General features: G+C 56.6%; 14 protein-coding genes. 7 read left to right on the top strand and 7 right to left on the bottom strand.

The annotated features are described in order from the left end of the window. Together PFH44_RS11075 and PFH44_RS11070 are read left to right on the top strand one after the other, a co-directional pair. The coding region (locus PFH44_RS11075; RefSeq protein WP_463671543.1) for a thiolase family protein at positions 1-481 on the top strand (481 nt) is incomplete at its 5' end. A gap of 257 nt (positions 482-738) precedes the next feature. Further along, positions 739-1434, top strand: a complete 696-nt coding sequence (locus PFH44_RS11070) for a porin (RefSeq protein WP_045857384.1) — start codon at positions 739-741, stop codon at positions 1432-1434. Positions 1435-1656: 222 nt separating this feature from the next. Here PFH44_RS11070 and PFH44_RS11065 read toward each other — a convergent pair whose 3' ends face one another. Next, complete coding sequence (locus tag PFH44_RS11065; RefSeq protein ID WP_283825025.1) at positions 1657-2832, bottom strand: oligogalacturonate lyase family protein; 1176 nt, start codon at positions 2830-2832, stop codon at positions 1657-1659. Positions 2833-3377: 545 nt separating this feature from the next. Between PFH44_RS11065 and kduD the strand changes: the two genes are divergently transcribed. Further along, on the top strand, positions 3378-4139 hold the full coding sequence (gene kduD / locus PFH44_RS11060) for a 2-dehydro-3-deoxy-D-gluconate 5-dehydrogenase KduD (RefSeq protein ID WP_045857388.1): 762 nt from the start codon (positions 3378-3380) through the stop codon (positions 4137-4139). 306 nt (positions 4140-4445) lie between these two features. Further along, positions 4446-5864, top strand: a complete 1419-nt coding sequence (gene araE, locus PFH44_RS11055) for an arabinose-proton symporter AraE (protein WP_045857390.1) — start codon at positions 4446-4448, stop codon at positions 5862-5864. Here araE and PFH44_RS11050 read toward each other — a convergent pair whose 3' ends face one another. After that, positions 5865-6860 (bottom strand): LacI family DNA-binding transcriptional regulator, encoded by a 996-nt coding sequence (locus PFH44_RS11050; protein WP_283825024.1) that lies wholly within the window; start codon positions 6858-6860, stop codon positions 5865-5867. Between the two features lie 245 nt (positions 6861-7105). Between PFH44_RS11050 and PFH44_RS11045 the strand changes: the two genes are divergently transcribed. From PFH44_RS11045 to PFH44_RS11035, 3 genes are all read left to right on the top strand, one after another. Continuing rightward, positions 7106-8347 (top strand): MFS transporter, encoded by a 1242-nt coding sequence (locus PFH44_RS11045; RefSeq protein ID WP_045857395.1) that lies wholly within the window; start codon positions 7106-7108, stop codon positions 8345-8347. Between the two features lie 18 nt (positions 8348-8365). Further along, positions 8366-9799 carry a glycoside hydrolase family 32 protein gene (locus PFH44_RS11040; RefSeq protein WP_283825023.1) on the top strand — a complete coding sequence of 478 codons (1434 nt, stop codon included), beginning with the start codon at positions 8366-8368 and terminating at the stop codon, positions 9797-9799. 243 nt (positions 9800-10042) lie between these two features. Next, positions 10043-11386 carry a carbohydrate porin gene (locus tag PFH44_RS11035; RefSeq protein ID WP_283825022.1) on the top strand — a complete coding sequence of 448 codons (1344 nt, stop codon included), beginning with the start codon at positions 10043-10045 and terminating at the stop codon, positions 11384-11386. 113 nt (positions 11387-11499) lie between these two features. Here PFH44_RS11035 and PFH44_RS11030 read toward each other — a convergent pair whose 3' ends face one another. The 5 genes from PFH44_RS11030 to PFH44_RS11010 form a co-directional block, all read right to left on the bottom strand. After that, the gene (locus PFH44_RS11030) at positions 11500-12786 is read right to left on the bottom strand and encodes an ABC transporter substrate-binding protein (protein WP_283825021.1); all 1287 of its coding nucleotides are present in this window, start codon (positions 12784-12786) and stop codon (positions 11500-11502) included. 16 nt (positions 12787-12802) lie between these two features. Beyond that, entirely contained in the window at positions 12803-13930 is a 1128-nt protein-coding gene (locus PFH44_RS11025; RefSeq protein WP_283825020.1) for an ABC transporter ATP-binding protein, read from the bottom strand. A 12-nt stretch (positions 13931-13942) separates the two neighbouring features. Continuing rightward, positions 13943-14845, bottom strand: coding sequence for a carbohydrate ABC transporter permease (locus PFH44_RS11020; RefSeq protein ID WP_045857405.1), 903 nt, complete (start codon positions 14843-14845; stop codon positions 13943-13945). Then, complete coding sequence (locus PFH44_RS11015; RefSeq protein WP_041147051.1) at positions 14838-15728, bottom strand: carbohydrate ABC transporter permease; 891 nt, start codon at positions 15726-15728, stop codon at positions 14838-14840. Before PFH44_RS11015 ends, PFH44_RS11020 begins: the two co-directional genes overlap by 8 nt. Positions 15729-16259: 531 nt before the next feature. Beyond that, entirely contained in the window at positions 16260-16586 is a 327-nt protein-coding gene (locus PFH44_RS11010) for a cupin domain-containing protein (protein WP_045857407.1), read from the bottom strand. Positions 16587-16654: the final 68 nt, after the last annotated feature.

The raw sequence follows: 16654 nt of genomic DNA, 5'->3' as shown, positions 1-16654 counted from the left end.
GACCTTCGACCGCCTGGGTTCGGTGACCGCCGGCAATGCCTCAACCATTAATGACGGCGCGGCGGCGGTGATGATGATGAGCGAGGCGAAGGCGCTGGAGCTTGGTCTGCCGATCCTCGCGCGGATCCGCGCGTTCGCAAGCGTAGGCGTCGATCCGGCGCTAATGGGCATTGCGCCGGTACATGCGACCCGCCGCTGTCTGGAAAGAGCGGGCTGGCGGCTGGACGAGGTGGACCTTATTGAAGCCAACGAGGCGTTTGCCGCGCAGGCGATTTCGGTGGGCAGGGTGCTGGAGTGGGACGAGCGACGGGTAAACGTCAACGGCGGCGCCATTGCCCTCGGCCACCCGATCGGCGCTTCCGGCTGCCGCATTTTAGTTTCGCTGGTCCACGAGATGATCAAGCGGGACGCCCGCAAAGGGCTGGCCACGCTGTGCATCGGCGGCGGCCAGGGCGTCGCGCTGGCGGTGGAGCGAGCGTAGCGGCCCCCAAAAAGCGTTTTCCCTTCTTAGCCTCCTGCCACCAGGGGGCTTTTTTATTTGTGCTAAGCACGATTTCCGCGCTAGTTCTCAGCAAAAAGGGCCAATAGCCGCCTTATTTGTTGAGCTTTGTCACGTCTTCATGTGCCATGTTTTTTGAAACAAATAATTACGATCTCGATCACTAAAACATCATCTCTTAAAAAATAAAATGCAGTTTCATAAAATAGAAACATAATTTTAATTTTGAGGGGTACCCTATGTTTGCACGATCTCTGGCCCTTGCTGCTCTCTGCGCCGCGTCTTTTTCTGCTTCAGCCGTAACGGTGGATTTGCGTCATGAATTCATCGACGGCGGTAAAACCGATAAAACCAACGCCGACCGCGTTTCCGTGTCGCACCGCTTCGCCAACGGCTTTGGTTTCTCCGTCGAGGCAAAGTGGAAGTCAGGAGGGGATAACACCGATCAGCCTTTCGCTGATTTCGTCGGTAACGGGCATGAAGAAACCATCAGCTGGCAGTGGAAGGCGAACAAGAATTTCTCCGTCACCCCGGGCTTCAATATTGAAAGTAACGACAGCCGCTCAATTTATAAGCCGAACCTGCGCGTGCAGTACAGCTTCGATAACGGTTTCTACGTTGCCGCCCGCTACCGTTACGACTACACCCGCTATCCGGCAAGCGCGGGCAAAGAGGACGATAAAGTTAACCGCGGCGATGCGTGGGCCGGCTTCGTGATGGGCGACTGGCGTACCGAGCTGAACTACGTTTATGCCCGCAGTAGCGAAGGCGTAAACCGTAATGACAATAAACCCTACTCCCAGGAATATAACGTCAAGCTGGCCTATAAGCTGGATAAGAACTGGGCGCCCTACGGCGAGGTGGGTAACGTTGGCGTCAACGACCGCAGCGACCGCCAGACCCGCTTCCGCGTAGGCGTGGCGTACACCTTCTGATATAAACAACAGCCTCACCGTTGACCCCGGCGCAGTTAGCCGGGGTTTTGCCGTTCCCCCGCCGTGAACCTCTGTTAATGATGAATGCCTGCTCGCGCGGGCGTGCGCTTCACCGATCCCTGTTCGCCTGAATAGAGCCGGCTGCGGGCCAAAAAAAAGCCCTCCATTAAGGAGGGCAAGGCCAGTTACAGAAGTACGCAATCAAACTCAGGTTACAACAGGTTATGCCTGCAGCATCTCGCGCTGCTCGGGGAGCTTCGCGATATAGATAGCCGGTTTACCGTCCCTATCGGAGCTAAACAGGATCGCGCTATCGTCCGGCGTAAAGGAGGGGTGCGGATGGGTCACCTGGCGGCTGTTGGCGATGGTTGCCCACGACGTATCGTGACGCGCAACGCGGAAGAAGGCCCGCTTCGCCACGTCGAAAACGTACAGATAGGGGTCGTTATCGATGGCATAGCCGCTGGTATCCTTCACGTCTACCGGGGTACCGGAACCGTCGCCCACCAGCAGCGTGCCGTCAAAATTACTCATCAGATGCGAACAGGCGGGCATCTGCATCAGCGCTTCGTTCACGCCGCTATCCGGATTAAAGCGGTAAACGGTGCGTCCCTGCTGGCCCTTCAGGTAGGAGACGTACATCAGCGCCGAGCCGTCCGGCACCCAGAATTCGTGGGTGCAGCTTTCGCCCTCGGCATGCTCTTTGACTTTACGTACGCCGCTGCCGTCTTCATTCACCATCCACATGCGGGCATCAACCAGATCGTGCGGGCCTTCGTGGCAGAAGGCGACGGTGTTGTCATCAAACGGCCGATAGATAGGATGGCCCAGCCAGTTTTTCTCTTCATGGATGGTGCGGCTTTCACCGGTTTGCAAATTGACGCCCAGCAGGCGGCAGCGCGGGCCCTTATGGAAGAAGTCGTGGAAGGTCTGCCAGTCGTTGAGCGGCGTCCAGTCACTTTTGGCGATCTCAATGCCGACCAGCTTGCTGCAGTCGCTGTTGGCGACCCAGGTTCCGTAGCCCACCCACTCGTCGGCAACGCGATAGACTTCGCGCTCCTGCAGGGTGGTGAGGTTAACTTCCAGCAGCGTGCGGTCGTTTTTAACGTAATAGAGGGAGGTATCGTCCGGCGAGAGGAAGCCGCCGAAGGTGTTGTCGCCGGCCCCTTCGGTTAGTTGGACGGCTTCGGCCGCGGCGATATCCAGCAGGTAGTAGTTCCAGTGCCCGTCGAATTCACCGGCGAACAGCAGGTGGCTACCGTCGTTGAAAAAGCATTTCTGATAGAAATAGTTACGATGGCAGGTCACTTCCGGAGGGGTTAAGCGGGTGACCTCTGCCCCGGTATCGGGATCGCGGCTGACTTCATAGTTGAGTTTTACCCGCATGCCTTTAGCCATGATGTGCTCCTTTTCCTTCCTGCGCTGCCGCCTCCCTGAGGGGCGTGTGAGCAGATGAGTTTGATTTAAAAGATAGGTGTTAATTTATCAAAACATCGTTTCATTATTTGTGATGGCGAGCGCAGTTCGCAATAACTTCCTGCTCTGGATCGCACTTTTTTGCCTACAGGCAGCGGCATGAAGAGGGAACTTTGTTTTTATGCCGACTTTCTGCGATCTGATGATGATTTTCTAAGTTGATATAATGCTTTGTATTTAAATGAATTTCATTCTTTATTGTTTCAGGTCGGGCCAGCGCTTCGTGATCTGATTTGCATTTTTAACATTTGCTTCGCTATAAATTGAAACGATGTTTTAATAATAATTGAAAATGACCCTGCCCGGAGATAAGATGGGTTCACTTGAAAAACGGAACTCTGTTTTATTTTTATGATGGGCCAGCCCCAGAGAGTTCTTCTACCATAATGGCCAGCGCAAGCAGCCGGTCGAACCTATAGAACCTCGCCTGTGTAGTACGGGCTATCTGAAAGATAAAGGAACCAGGTATGATACTCGATACATTCTCTCTCCAGGGTAAAGTGGCCGTTGTGACCGGATGTGACACCGGGCTGGGCCAGGGCATGGCGGTAGGGCTGGCGGAAGCGGGCTGCGATATTGTCGGTATCAATATTGTTGAGCCAACGGAGACGATTGAGCGCGTCACCGCGCTGGGCCGTCGTTTTCTGAGCCTGACCGCCGACCTGCGCCAGATTGAGGGGATCCCGCAGCTGCTGGAGCGCGCCGTCGCTGAATTTGGCCATATCGATATTCTGGTCAACAACGCCGGCCTGATCCGCCGTCAGGATGCCCTTGAGTTCAGCGAAAAGGACTGGGATGACGTGATGGATCTGAACATCAAGAGCGTGTTCTTTATGTCTCAGGCGGCAGCGAAGCACTTCATTGCCCAGGGCAACGGCGGCAAAATCATCAACATTGCCTCCATGCTCTCTTTCCAGGGCGGTATTCGCGTGCCTTCCTACACTGCCTCAAAAAGCGGCGTGATGGGCGTGACCCGCCTGCTGGCTAACGAGTGGGCGCAGCACAACATCAACGTTAACGCTATCGCGCCGGGCTACATGGCGACCAACAATACCCAGCAGCTGCGCGCCGACGAGCAGCGCAGTGCCGAAATTCTTGAGCGTATTCCGGCGGGCCGCTGGGGTTTGCCGAGCGATTTGATGGGGCCGGTGGTGTTCCTCTCTTCCAGCGCGTCTGACTACATCAACGGCTATACCGTGGCGGTGGATGGCGGCTGGCTGGCGCGCTAATTTCCCGCTTTGCCGAATAAAAACCTGCCAAAAACGGCAGGTTTTTTTATGCGTGAACATTAATTGTCCATATCGATAAATGAAAATAATCCATATTAATTGGTTATAGCGTGGCGATTAATCGCATGAATATTGGGTTTTTATCTGCGGGTGATAAATTTTCGCGCCGCTATGAAAGTTGAATGTCCATCACAAAACGATGACTGGTAGCTAATTAGTCCATATCTTTGGCATCTCCACCCTGACACATTGCCCCGCCGATCCCGTACTTTCTCATCACGTCTTACTATGTTCTGGCAGGGAAAAATGACCTCAATTAATAATGACTCTACGTTAATGCCGCGTACGCAGCGCGATACCCGGCGCATGAACCAGTTTGTCTCCATTGCCGCCGCGGTGGCCGGACTCCTGTTTGGCCTCGATATCGGGGTGATTGCCGGGGCGTTGCCCTTTATTACCGATCATTTTGCCTTATCCAGCCGCCTGCAGGAGTGGGTGGTGAGCAGCATGATGCTGGGCGCCGCCGTCGGCGCGTTGTTCAACGGCTGGCTCTCTTTCCGCCTCGGGCGTAAATACAGCCTGATGGTCGGGGCAATACTTTTTGTTGCCGGATCCATCGGCTCCGCCTTTGCTAACAGCGTGGAGGTCCTGCTGCTGGCGAGGGTTCTCCTCGGCGTTGCCGTCGGGATCGCCTCCTACACCGCACCACTTTATCTCTCTGAAATGGCAAGTGAAAATGTCCGCGGGAAGATGATAAGCATGTATCAGCTGATGGTGACGCTGGGCATCGTGATGGCCTTTTTATCCGATACGGCGTTTAGCTACAGCGGCAACTGGCGCGCCATGCTGGGAGTACTGGCGCTGCCTGCGGTCCTGCTGATTATTCTGGTCGTGTTCCTGCCCAACAGCCCGCGCTGGCTGGCGGAGAAGGGGCGCCACGTCGAGGCGGAAGAGGTGCTGCGCATGCTGCGCGATACCTCGGAGAAAGCCCGGGACGAGCTCAATGAAATTCGCGAAAGCCTGAAGCTCAAGCAGGGCGGCTGGGCGCTGTTTAAGATCAACCGCAACGTCCGTCGGGCGGTGTTCCTCGGCATGCTGCTGCAGGCGATGCAGCAGTTCACCGGGATGAATATCATCATGTACTACGCGCCGCGTATTTTTAAAATGGCGGGCTTCACCACCACCGAGCAGCAGATGATGGCGACCCTCGTCGTCGGCCTGACCTTTATGTTTGCCACCTTTATTGCGGTGTTCACCGTGGACAAGGCCGGGCGTAAACCGGCGCTGAAAATTGGCTTTAGCGTGATGGCGCTGGGCACGCTGGTGCTCGGCTACTGCCTGATGCAGTTTGATAACGGCACCGCCTCCAGCGGCTTGTCCTGGCTTTCCGTCGGCATGACCATGATGTGTATTGCCGGCTACGCCATGAGCGCCGCCCCGGTGGTGTGGATCCTGTGCTCGGAAATTCAGCCGCTGAAGTGCCGCGACTTCGGCATCACCTGCTCCACCACCACCAACTGGGTGTCGAATATGATTATCGGCGCCACCTTCCTGACGCTGCTCGACGCGATTGGCGCCGCCGGCACCTTCTGGCTCTATACCGCGCTCAACGTCGCCTTTATCGGAGTGACCTTCTGGCTGATCCCGGAAACCAAAAACGTCACCCTTGAGCACATCGAGCGCAACCTGATGTCCGGCAAGAAGCTGCGCGATATCGGTAACTGACTATAGCGACTCCCTCGGCAGCCAGGGGCTGGCAACCCGCACCGTATCCCGATGGCTGTCGCCGTTAATAATATGCAGGGCGCTCAGGCGCCCTATTTCATAATGCGGAAGCTGCACCGTTGAGAGCGGCGGTAAAAACAGATCGCCAATGCCGACCATATTATCGTAACCGACCACCGCCACGTCCTGCGGAATGCGCAGGCCCTGCGCCAGCAGCGTCTGATAGACCATGAAAGCGATGCGATCGTTACCGCAAATCACCGCATCGAACTGCGGCTTACCCGCGCGAATGTTTGCCAGCAGCATCGCCGGGATGTCGCAATAGTGCTCATCGCCATACTCCATATAGCCGTGTTCGAGCGTATGCGGATCGAGACCCGCTTCCCGACAGGCGCGCTCCAGCCCCTGGCGTCGGCGCACGGTCGCCAGATGCTTCGCCGGCAGATGCAGGCACAGCGGACGGCGATAGCCCGCCGCCAGCAGGGCCTGCACCGCCGCATACTGACCCTGCTCGTCGTCCGGAATATAGCTGGCCACCGGGTCGTGCAGGCTTTCGCAGTTGGCCAGCACGCAGGGGATTGTCAGCAGCTTGGCCGGGAGAGGCACCTGGCGCAGCCCCATGGTGGTGTAGATAATCCCGTCCGGCCGGTGGGAGAGCAGCAGGTCGACGATGGTGTCCGGGCTATCGTCGGAAAACATGTTGACTACGAAGCTGTTCCAGCCATGCGCCCGCGCGGTTTCTTCGATTGAGAGCGTAATTTCCACCGAGAAGGGGGTGGTGACGGTATCCAGCGCCAGAACCCCGATGGTGTTTGGCGTGGCGTGGGCGCCGCGTATTTTTTTGGCGGAGAGATCGGGGACGTAGTTGGTCCGTTCAATGGCGGCCTGAACGCGAGCCAGAGTCTCTGGCTTCAGGCGCTCCGGGCTATTCAGCGCCCGTGAGACCGTCATCAGAGAGACGTTTGCCAGTTTTGCCACATCTTTCAAGGATGCCATATTTACTACTCCAACGCTGTCGCCAGGCAACAGGCTATATAACTAAGTCGCTGATGTAAAAGGATCATGTGCGATATTCTATCGCAGGATGCGCCGCAGCGATGGCGAGGAATATTTGATCGCGATCGCATCTCTATTATGTTAACGTTAACTTATGTGATTAACATCATGTATCTCAGCAAAAGGGCATGAGTTTTGGGTTTTGTTAACGTTACCATCTGCGCATTACTCCAACAGAGAACGTCATGATGAAAGCACATCACTCTCACAGCTATCCGATACTCAGCGCCTTACTGTTCTTCTTTTTCGTGACCTGGTCTTCGTCCGGCTCTTTGCTCTCTATCTGGCTCCATCAGGAGGTCGGCCTGAAGGCGGGGGATACCGGCATCATCTACGCGGTTCTCTCCGTTTCAGCGCTGTTTGCCCAAATTTGCTACGGCTTTATTCAGGATAAGCTCGGTCTGCGTAAAAACCTGCTCTGGTATATCACCGCGCTGCTGATCCTCTCCGGGCCGGCCTACCTGCTGTTTGGCTACCTGCTGGGCATTAACATTTTTCTCGGCAGTATTTTTGGCGGGATCTACATCGGCCTGACCTTCAACGGCGGTATCGGCGTGCTGGAGTCCTACACCGAGCGCGTGGCGCGCCAGAGCCAGTTTGAGTTCGGCAAAGCGCGGATGTGGGGATCGCTGGGCTGGGCGGTGGCGACCTTTTTTGCCGGCCTGCTGTTTAACATCAACCCGAAGCTGAACTTTGCCGTCGCCAGCTGCTCCGGCCTGGTATTCTTCGTCCTGCTGGCGCGGCTGCGGGTTTCCTCTGCGCCGCAGGCGATGGAGGAAGCGGTGGCGGGCGGCAAGGTGACGCTGGAGGACGCGCTGCGTCTGCTCACCCTGCGCCGCTTCTGGGCGCTGGTGTTTTTCGTCGTCGGCACCTGTATTTACGGGGTCTACGACCAGCAGTTCCCGGTCTACTTCTCCTCGCAGTTCGCCACCCTGCAGGAGGGCAACGCCATGTACGGCTACCTGAACTCTTTCCAGGTGTTTCTTGAGGCGGCGGGGATGTTCTGCGCGCCCTGGCTGGTTAACCGCATTGGCGCTAAAAACGGCCTGATTTTCGCCGGCATGGTGATGGCGCTGCGGATGGTGGCCTCCGGGCTGGTAGAGGGGCCGCTGCTCATCTCTATCACCAAGCTGCTGCACGCGGTGGAGCTGCCGATCCTGCTGGTATCTATCTTTAAATACAACAGCTTAAACTTTGATAAGCGCCTCTCATCGACGCTCTATCTGGTGGGCTTTGCCTGCACCAGCTCGGTTATCGCTACCGTGCTGTCGCCGCTGGCGGGCTATAGCTACGAGATATACGGCTTTGCCCGGTCCTATTTGATTATGGGCCTGCTGGTGTTCTTCACCACCTTTATCTCCATCTTCTTGCTGCGCTCGGCTAAGTCACCCTCCGACCCGCTGATGCCGCAACCTTCCGTTATTTGAATGACAAGAGTGAAGACTATGACCTACTCAATTAGCAACGCCGAACAGGAACTGCAGGCGAAAAGCGATGCGCTGAACCTGCGCTGGTACCCGCGCTACCATCTTGCCGCCCGCGCGGGCTGGATCAACGATCCTAACGGCCTGGTGTGGTTCGACGGCTGGTATCACGCCTTTTACCAGCACCATCCCTACTCGACGCAGTGGGGGCCAATGCACTGGGGTCATGCGCGCAGTAAAGATTTGGTGCACTGGGAGCATCTGCCGGTGGCGCTGGCGCCGGAAGGCCCGGAAGATAAGGACGGCTGCTTCTCCGGCTCCGCGGTGGTCGACGGCGATACGCTGGCGCTGATTTATACCGGGCATAAATTCCACGGCGACCCGAACGACGAGGCCAACCTGTATCAGGTGCAGTGCCTGGCGACCAGCCGCGACGGCATCCACTTTGAGCGCCAGGGGATGATCCTCGATACCCCGCCGGGGCTGCACCATTTCCGCGATCCTAAAGTGTGGCGCGAGGGCGATAGCTGGTACATGATCGTCGGCGCGCGCCTCGGCGACGTCGGCCAGGTGCGCCTCTACCGTTCGGCCGACCTGCGCCAGTGGCAGGACGCGGGCGTGCTTGATGAGGCGGAAAAAGAGATGGGCTATATGTGGGAGTGCCCGGACTTTTTTACTCTCAACGACAGGCGCGTGCTGATGTTTTCTCCGCAGGGCATGGCGGCGCAGGGCTATCAGAATCGCAACCTGTTCCAGAGCGGCTATCTGCTCGGCGACTGGCAGCCGGGCGGGAAGTTTGTGCGCGAAGGCGAGTTTGTGGAGATGGACAATGGGCATGATTTTTATGCGCCGCAGAGCTTCCTGACGCCGGACGGTCGGCGGATCGTTATCGGCTGGCTGGATATGTGGGAGTCGCCGCTGCCGGAGCAGCAGGACGGCTGGGCGGGGATGCTCTCGCTGCCGCGCGAGCTGAGCCTGAGCGCCGACAGCCGGCTGCAGATGCGCCCGGCGAAAGAGGTCGAAAGCCTGCGCGGAGCGTGGTTCCCGTGGCCGGTAAGCACTTTGAAAAATCAGCAGACCATGCTGGTGGAAAACTGCGAGGCGATGGAGGTTATCCTGCACTGGGACTGCGCCAGCTGTAGCGCTGAGCAATATGGCCTCAGCTTCGGCGACGGCCTGCGGGTCTACGTTGACGCGCAGATGCAGCGCCTGGTGCTGGAGCGTCACTATCCGCAGCATGGCCTGTGCGGCGCGCGCAGCGTGCCGTTAACCGCCGGGGCACCGCTCAGTCTACGGATATTCTTCGACAGCTCTTCCGTCGAGGTCTTCGTTAACGAGGGTGAAGCCTGCCTCAGCAGCCGTATTTATCCGGATGCCGCCCGCCGTGAATTAACCTTATTTGCGTGGAGCGGATCGGCCAGCTTATCTGAGGCCGGGGCCTGGCAGCTCGAATAATATCGTTACTGTTTTATTATGCCGTTAATAACCCGTCTGCGACGATGGGCGGGTTATTATTGTCATCATCGTCGTGCTTTACCTGTATACCCGTCATACTTCAGGCTGCATATGCGCTGGCTGCACTCTCACCCTGGTCACTTACTTTAGTAAGCGCCTGGGAACCCGCTCTCTTGCCGCTGCTCGAATTATTTAGGGTATAAATAAAGATTTCATTTAATTAAATAATAAAAGGGTTTACCGATGAATAAAATCTGGGTCGGGTGCTTTCTGACGTCTTTATTTACCCCTCTGGCTAATGCGCAGGAACCATTAACGCTCGAAGAACGGCTGGCGCAAATGGAGCTGCGGCTGCAGGAGACCGAGCAGCGGGCGACCAGCGCCGAGGCGGAGATTCGGGCGCTAAAGCGTCAGGAGAAGCCGGCGGTAGCGGCCAGCAACGCGGCGGCCAAACCCGCGCTGCAGGTCAATGATTATGGCGAATTAAAGTTTTATGGCGACGTTGAGTTTAATATGGACGGCGCCAGCCGTACCGGTAGCCTGACCTCGGTGCGAACCAGCGCGAATAAAAGCTGGGCGCCGGGGGGAAAAGAGCGCTGGGATATTAACGGGCGTATTCTTCTCGGCTTTGACGGCCTGCGGAAAGGGGCCGATGGCAAGTATGCCGGCTTTAGCGTACAGCCGCTGGCGGATATTAATGGCAAGATGAATCTGGACGATGCGGCTTTTTTCTTTGGCCAGCAGGATGACTGGAAAATTAAAATTGGGCGCTTTGAAGCCTACGATATGTTCCCGCTAAATCAGGATACCTTTATTGAATATTCCGGCAATACGGCGAACGATCTTTACAGCGACGGCTACGGCTATATCTATATGATGAAAGAGGGGCGCGGACGCAGCAGCAGCGGCGGCAACTTCCTGCTGAGCAAAAATCTCGACAGCTGGTACTTTGAGGTGAATACGCTGGTGGAGGACGGCAGCTCGCTCTTCGTCGATCGCAACTATCATGGCAACGCGCTGGAAAACCAGAAAAACGTCGCCTACGTGCGTCCGGTGGTGGCGTGGCAATCCGGCGCGTGGTCGGTGGCGGCGGCGATGGAGAGTAACCTCGTCAATAACGCCTACGGCTATCAGGACGCACGCGGCCGCTGGGTCGACCAGTCGAGCCGTACCGGCTACGGCATGACCATGAGCTGGAACACGCTGAAGGCCGACCCGCAGGATGGCGCGGTGGTGAATCTGAGCACCGCCTATCTCGACGCCGCGGATGAGCAGGACCTCAGCGCCGGCATCAACGCGCTATGGCATCGCGTGGAGCTGGGCTACATCTATGCGCATAACAAAATCGACCAGTTTAATCTGGCGGGCGTGAGCGCAGAATGCGACAACGAGTGTGCCGTACTCGCCCCGGGGCGCTATGACATCCACACGCTGCACGCCTCGTGGCTGCTGCCGAATATCATGGATATGGCGAATTTTAATATTTACCTCGGCGCCTACGCCTCGTGGCTGGATTCATCGGCGGAGAAAAGCGCGGGGTCGGACGAACGCTACGGCGCTCGCGTGCGCTTCAAGTATTTCTTCTGAGGATAAAGAAAACCGCCGGTCCTGGCGCCCGGCGGGATGATGTTGTCTTTCGTGGCGGGCTTCTGACAAACCCTCCCGCAGCGGGAGCCGCGGGGAGGTTTGGCGGGGCTGAATTAGCGCATGGCGCGCTTGAGAATGCGGTCCGACTGGCGCTGGAAGTCCGCCGCCGTCTCTTCTACGGATTTCTGCCCGTAATCGATGTACTGCAGAGAGGTGCCGAACTGGGCTACGATCTGCGGGTCGTCGAAGTAGGGCGACACGGAGAGCTTCGCCGGCAGGGACTGCGCCAGCTTCAGCCCGGAAACCGCCGGATCGTCGGCCTTGATCGTGCCGTCTTCGGTCAGGTACTGCACCGCCACTTTACTCAGCGGCACGCCGCGCTCGAGTCCTAAGGTATCGACCCCGGCTTTGCTGTTCAGCAGGAAGTTAATCACCTTCGCCGCCGCTTCCGGATTTTTCGTTGATTTACCGATCGAGAGCATCTGCGCGGGCTTAAAGAACAGGCCGGCGTCGGTGGCACCCGGCAGCATCGGGTATTCACCCAGCTCCAGCTTCGCCGGCGGCTTCAGGTTGTCGGAGTATTTGTTGATGGTGGAGTTCCACATGTAGGTCCCCGCCCACTCGCCCTGGATCCACGGCTTCATCTCGTACATATTGCTTTTGCCAAACGAGGCGTAGTATTTGGTGTCCGGCATCACGTGGCTGTCGACCAGCTTTTTGTACATCTGGAAGAACTCGACCCACTGCTCTTTGCTGTAGGAGAATTTCCTGGTTTTATCGTCGATAGCCGGCTGGTTGTACTTCTGAATCATGTAAGAGTTCAGCAGCGCCAGGGTGTCCTGATGCTCCAGCACCACCGGGTAGTACTGCTTGCCGAGCTTGCTTTCAAAGGCTTTGCCCGCCGCCATCAGCTCATCCCAGGTTTTTGGGTAGGCGACGCCGGCTTTTTTCCAGGTTTCATCGTTAAAGTAGAACACGCGGGCGGTCACGGAAATGGGAATGCCGTTGAGCTTGCCGTTCACGGTGGTGGACTGCAGCTCCTTGGCGTCAAACTGGCTGAGATCGATGACGTCCTTCATCTTATTCAGGTCGTAGAAGCCGTCGCCATTTTTCGAGAAAATAGGCAGCCAGTTCCAGTTGGTCTGCATCACGTCAGGCTCGGTGCCGCCGGCGATTTGCGTGGTCAGGCGCGAAAGGTGACCGTCCCAGCCGGTGTATTCCGCTTTGACGTTAATATCCGGGTTCTGCTTATGAAATTCTTCCAGCGCTTTCAGGGTCACCTGATGGCGGCCGTTGCCGCCCCACCAGGACATGCGCAGGTCGACATCCTGTGCCAGAGAAGGTAGCGCGGTCAGGCCCAGAGTGGCGGAGATTGCGGCGCTTAAGAGCACTTTTTTCATTTTAATACTCCAGTGATTACAGAGAGATGTTCTGTTCGGTCGTCGCATCAAAGAGATGACATTTGTTGAGATCGAACCGGTAATAGATCTTACGATGCAGCCCTTTTTCGATCATCGGCCTCGCCTCGTCGGAAGGGACGCGGGCGGTCAGCTCATAATCGGCGACCTTCATATAGACAAAGAACTCGTGGCCCATATTTTCCACGCGCACCATCTCACCGGAGCCGCAGCCTTCGGCGAACGGCTGGTCCGAGATAGAGACGAACTCCGGGCGCACGCCGTAGAACAGCGGCTGGTCCTTGTAGCCTTCGGCTTTGCTCTGCAGGGCATCGTTGAGGGGCAGCAGATCGTCACCGACGTGCATATGCAGGCGGCCGTCGCGCTCAGCCAGCTTGCAGGGGCGAATGTTCATCTCCGGCGCGCCGATAAAGCCCGCGACAAACATATTCTTTGGCTTGTGGTAGAGATTGTCCGGGGTATCAACCTGCATGATGTGGCCCAGCTTCATCACGCAGATACGGTCGCCCATGGTCATGGCTTCGGTCTGATCGTGGGTGACGTAAACGGTGGTCGCCGGTTTGCCGGATTTCTTCAGCTGCTTGTGCAGGTCGGAGATCCGGATGCGCATCGAGGCGCGCAGCTTGGCGTCGAGGTTAGAGAGCGGCTCATCGAACAGGAACACGTCCGGCTTCTTAACGATCGCCCGGCCTACCGCCACGCGCTGGGCCTGGCCGCCGGAGAGCTGGCGCGGCAGGCGGTCGAGCAGCTCTTCCAGCTCGAGGATTTTTGCCGCTTCGTTAACCTGGCTTTCAATCTGATCCTTTGGCAGCTTGCTCAGCTTGAGGCCAAAGGCGAGGTTTTCGCGCACCGTCATATGCGGATAGAGCGCGTAGTTCTGGAACACCATCGCAATGCCGCGCGCTTTTGGCGCGAGGTTGTTAACGATCTTCTCCCCGATACGCACTTCGCCGCCGCTGATGGTTTCGAGACCTGCCAGCATGCGCAGGGTGGTGGATTTGGCGCAGCCGGACGGCCCGACGATCACCATAAACTCCCCGTCAGCGATTTTCAGGTCGATAGCATGTACCGCTTTGAAGCCGTTGGAGTAGACCTTTTCCAGTTTGTTGAAAATAACTTCAGCCATGATATTTCCCTCTTAACCTTTAATTCCGCTGCTGGTGACGCCCTGTACGAAGTAGCGTTGAGCCAGGAAGAATACGATGATGGATGGCAGAATGGAGATGCTCGCCATTGCCAGAATTTCGTTCCACGGAGCGCCTTCCGTGACGTCGATGGACATTTTCAGCGCCAGCGCGATCGGATACTTATCGACGCTATAGACGTAAATCAGCGGACCAATAAAGTCGTTCATTGACCACATAAACTGGAACAGCGCGACCGAGATAATCGCCGGTTTTAAAATCGGCACCACCACGTACCACAGCACCTGGAAGGAGTTGCAGCCGTCAATCTGCGCCGCCTCTTCCATATCGCGCGGCACGCCGCGCAGGAACTGAATCAGCATGAAGACGAAGAACCCCTGGGTGGCAAAGGCCAGCGGCAGGTACAGCGGCAGATAGCTGTTCAGCATCCCCATTTCGCGGAACATCAGGTACTGCGGGATAAGCAGCACGGTGCTCGGCAGCAGCATGGTGGTGATGAGGGTGGCGAACCAGAATTTCTTCCACGGGATCTCGAAGCGGGCAAAGCCGTAGGCCACGATGGTGGAGGAGATAATGGTCAGGATCACCTTCGGAATCACGTACTTGAAGGTATTCAGCATGTAGTGGCCGAAGTTGTATTCCGTCCCGGTCTTCCAGCCGTTGATAAACCCGTCCCAGGTCGCGTGAGCGGGCCACAGGCTGAGGGTGGTGAAGATCTCGTGGTTCGGTTTGAACGACGCCGAGAACATCCACACCAGCGGGTAGAGCATCAGCAGGCCAACGAACAGCAGGATCACGTAGCGGATGCTGGCGTTCATTTTTTCCCGCCGCAGCGTTCTGGCAACCTCGCGCTCTGCGATGTCCCGTGCTGCGGAAATTTGTTGGATATCAGCCATTTTTGCCTCCCTTATCGGCGGAGTAGAACACCCAATATTTCGAAGACTTAAAGGCAATGGCGGCAAACACCGCGACGACCAGGAACAGCACCCATGCCAGCGCCGCGCCGTAGCCCATATCGAAGTACTTAAAGGCGGTGTCGTAGATATAGAGTGAGAACAGATAGGTGGAGTAGGTTGGGCCGCCGCCGGTTATCACGTACGGTCCGGTAAACTCCTGGAACGCCTGGGTGGTTTGCATAATGAAGTTGAAGAAGATCACCGGCGTAATCAGCGGCACCGTCACCTTCATAAACATCTGCCACTTCGAGGCGCCGTCGATCATCGCCGCTTCGTACTGCGATTGCGGAACGTTCTGCAGCGCCGCGAGGAAAATCACCATTGCCGAACCGAACTGCCAGACGCGCAGCAGGGTCACCGACATCAGCGCCAGCGACGGCTCGCCGAGCCAGTTGACCGGATCGAAGCCCAGCACGCCGATAAAGCTGTTCAGCAGGCCGTCGATAGCGAACAGCGCGCGCCACAGTACGGCGATGGCGACGGAGCTGCCGAGAATCGACGGAATGTAATAGGCGGTACGGAAGAAACCGATGCCGCGCAGCTTAAAGTTAAGAACAAAGGCGATGCCCAGCGCAAAGGCCAGCTTCAGCGGAATGGTTAAAAAGACATAGGCGAAGGTGACGCCCATGGACTTCCAGAAGAGAGAATCTTCGGTCAGCATGTAGCGATAGTTTTCAATGCCGTTAAAGACCGGCGGACTCATCAAGTCGTACTCAGTGAAACTGAGGAAGAAAGATGAAACAAAGGGAAAGGCGGTAAAGATTATCAGCCCGATGATATAGGGCGATATCCATGCCAATCCCAGCAGCTTGTTTTCATTCATACATACCTACCTGGCTTACGAGTTTGTAAAACGGATTCGGTTCATACCCGGCGTACTTCACGCTGTGGGCGCTATCCGCGCTGAAAAGCAGCCGGAAAAGTTAATCTGTTGCTGGTGTCTGTGCTGGCGCTTCCTTCCTTGTTGAACCCTGTTTTTGTCACGGTTGTCACCCGCAGCTCCCTGCTGAGCGTGCACCGGTTCGGCTTTGCTATGCCCGGCGCCTTTAATTTTATAAAACGCCGTTTTAAATTTATTTTATTGCGATTTATTACAGAGTCATTCAATTCATAGCGGAAGTGTGATCGAAGTCGAAACGATGTTTCAAAAAATGAGATGGCGGGCGTTTTGTAAGGCTGGTAAGGGCTGGGAAGATATGCCGGAAAGGTGACCTGGCGCAGGCGTGCGGTATTTTATTGCCCGGCTAATGATTATCTGTGTACATATTTTTTAACAAATAATGATGGGCGTGAGGGGACGCGGTGGCGGAAGAGGGGAGCATGCCCGCTCTTCCGCCACCGCGTCCGGGGAAGATTAGTTTTGCAGAAAATCCTGACGAACGGGCGTAAAGGTATCCAGCAGGGTTCCCGCCTTCAGGCACACGCAGCCGTGCATAATATGCGGCTGCTTGTAGAGCGTGTCGCCGGCGCTGACCACGCGTTTCTCGTCACCGATGGTGAATTCGAACTCGCCTGAAAGCACGTAGGTCAGCTGCTCGTGGGGGTGGTTATGCATCGGACCAATGGCGCCGGCGTCAAAGTTAACCTCAACCGCCATCATTTTGCCGCCGTGCGCCAGAATGCGTCGGGTCACGCCGTTGCCCAGATCGTCGAGCGTGGTCTCTTTATGAAAAATAAACATCCGCGGGTCCTGTAGTTAAGTGAAACAATGTTTCATTTAATTTATCGCACAATTTTCTAAAAAGAAAC

This window comes from Klebsiella sp. Ech2A (assembly GCF_030078455.1).
GTDB lineage: Bacteria > Pseudomonadota > Gammaproteobacteria > Enterobacterales > Enterobacteriaceae > Klebsiella > Klebsiella terrigena.
Note: the sequence above shows the minus strand (reverse complement) of the source record. Positions and strands in the feature narration are given on the sequence as shown.

Bases quoted from the DNA above. Each gene is read 5' to 3' on its own strand.
- PFH44_RS11070 (WP_045857384.1), top strand. From the start codon at position 739: ATGTTTGCACGATCTCTGGCCCTTGCTGCTCTCTGCGCCGCGTCTTTT.
- PFH44_RS11065 (WP_283825025.1), bottom strand. From the start codon at position 2,832: ATGGCTAAAGGCATGCGGGTAAAACTCAACTATGAAGTCAGCCGCGAT.
- kduD (WP_045857388.1), top strand. From the start codon at position 3,378: ATGATACTCGATACATTCTCTCTCCAGGGTAAAGTGGCCGTTGTGACC.
- araE (WP_045857390.1), top strand. From the start codon at position 4,446: ATGACCTCAATTAATAATGACTCTACGTTAATGCCGCGTACGCAGCGC.
- PFH44_RS11050 (WP_283825024.1), bottom strand. From the start codon at position 6,860: ATGGCATCCTTGAAAGATGTGGCAAAACTGGCAAACGTCTCTCTGATG.
- PFH44_RS11045 (WP_045857395.1), top strand. From the start codon at position 7,106: ATGATGAAAGCACATCACTCTCACAGCTATCCGATACTCAGCGCCTTA.
- PFH44_RS11040 (WP_283825023.1), top strand. From the start codon at position 8,366: ATGACCTACTCAATTAGCAACGCCGAACAGGAACTGCAGGCGAAAAGC.
- PFH44_RS11035 (WP_283825022.1), top strand. From the start codon at position 10,043: ATGAATAAAATCTGGGTCGGGTGCTTTCTGACGTCTTTATTTACCCCT.
- PFH44_RS11030 (WP_283825021.1), bottom strand. From the start codon at position 12,786: ATGAAAAAAGTGCTCTTAAGCGCCGCAATCTCCGCCACTCTGGGCCTG.
- PFH44_RS11025 (WP_283825020.1), bottom strand. From the start codon at position 13,930: ATGGCTGAAGTTATTTTCAACAAACTGGAAAAGGTCTACTCCAACGGC.
- PFH44_RS11020 (WP_045857405.1), bottom strand. From the start codon at position 14,845: ATGGCTGATATCCAACAAATTTCCGCAGCACGGGACATCGCAGAGCGC.
- PFH44_RS11015 (WP_041147051.1), bottom strand. From the start codon at position 15,728: ATGAATGAAAACAAGCTGCTGGGATTGGCATGGATATCGCCCTATATC.
- PFH44_RS11010 (WP_045857407.1), bottom strand. From the start codon at position 16,586: ATGTTTATTTTTCATAAAGAGACCACGCTCGACGATCTGGGCAACGGC.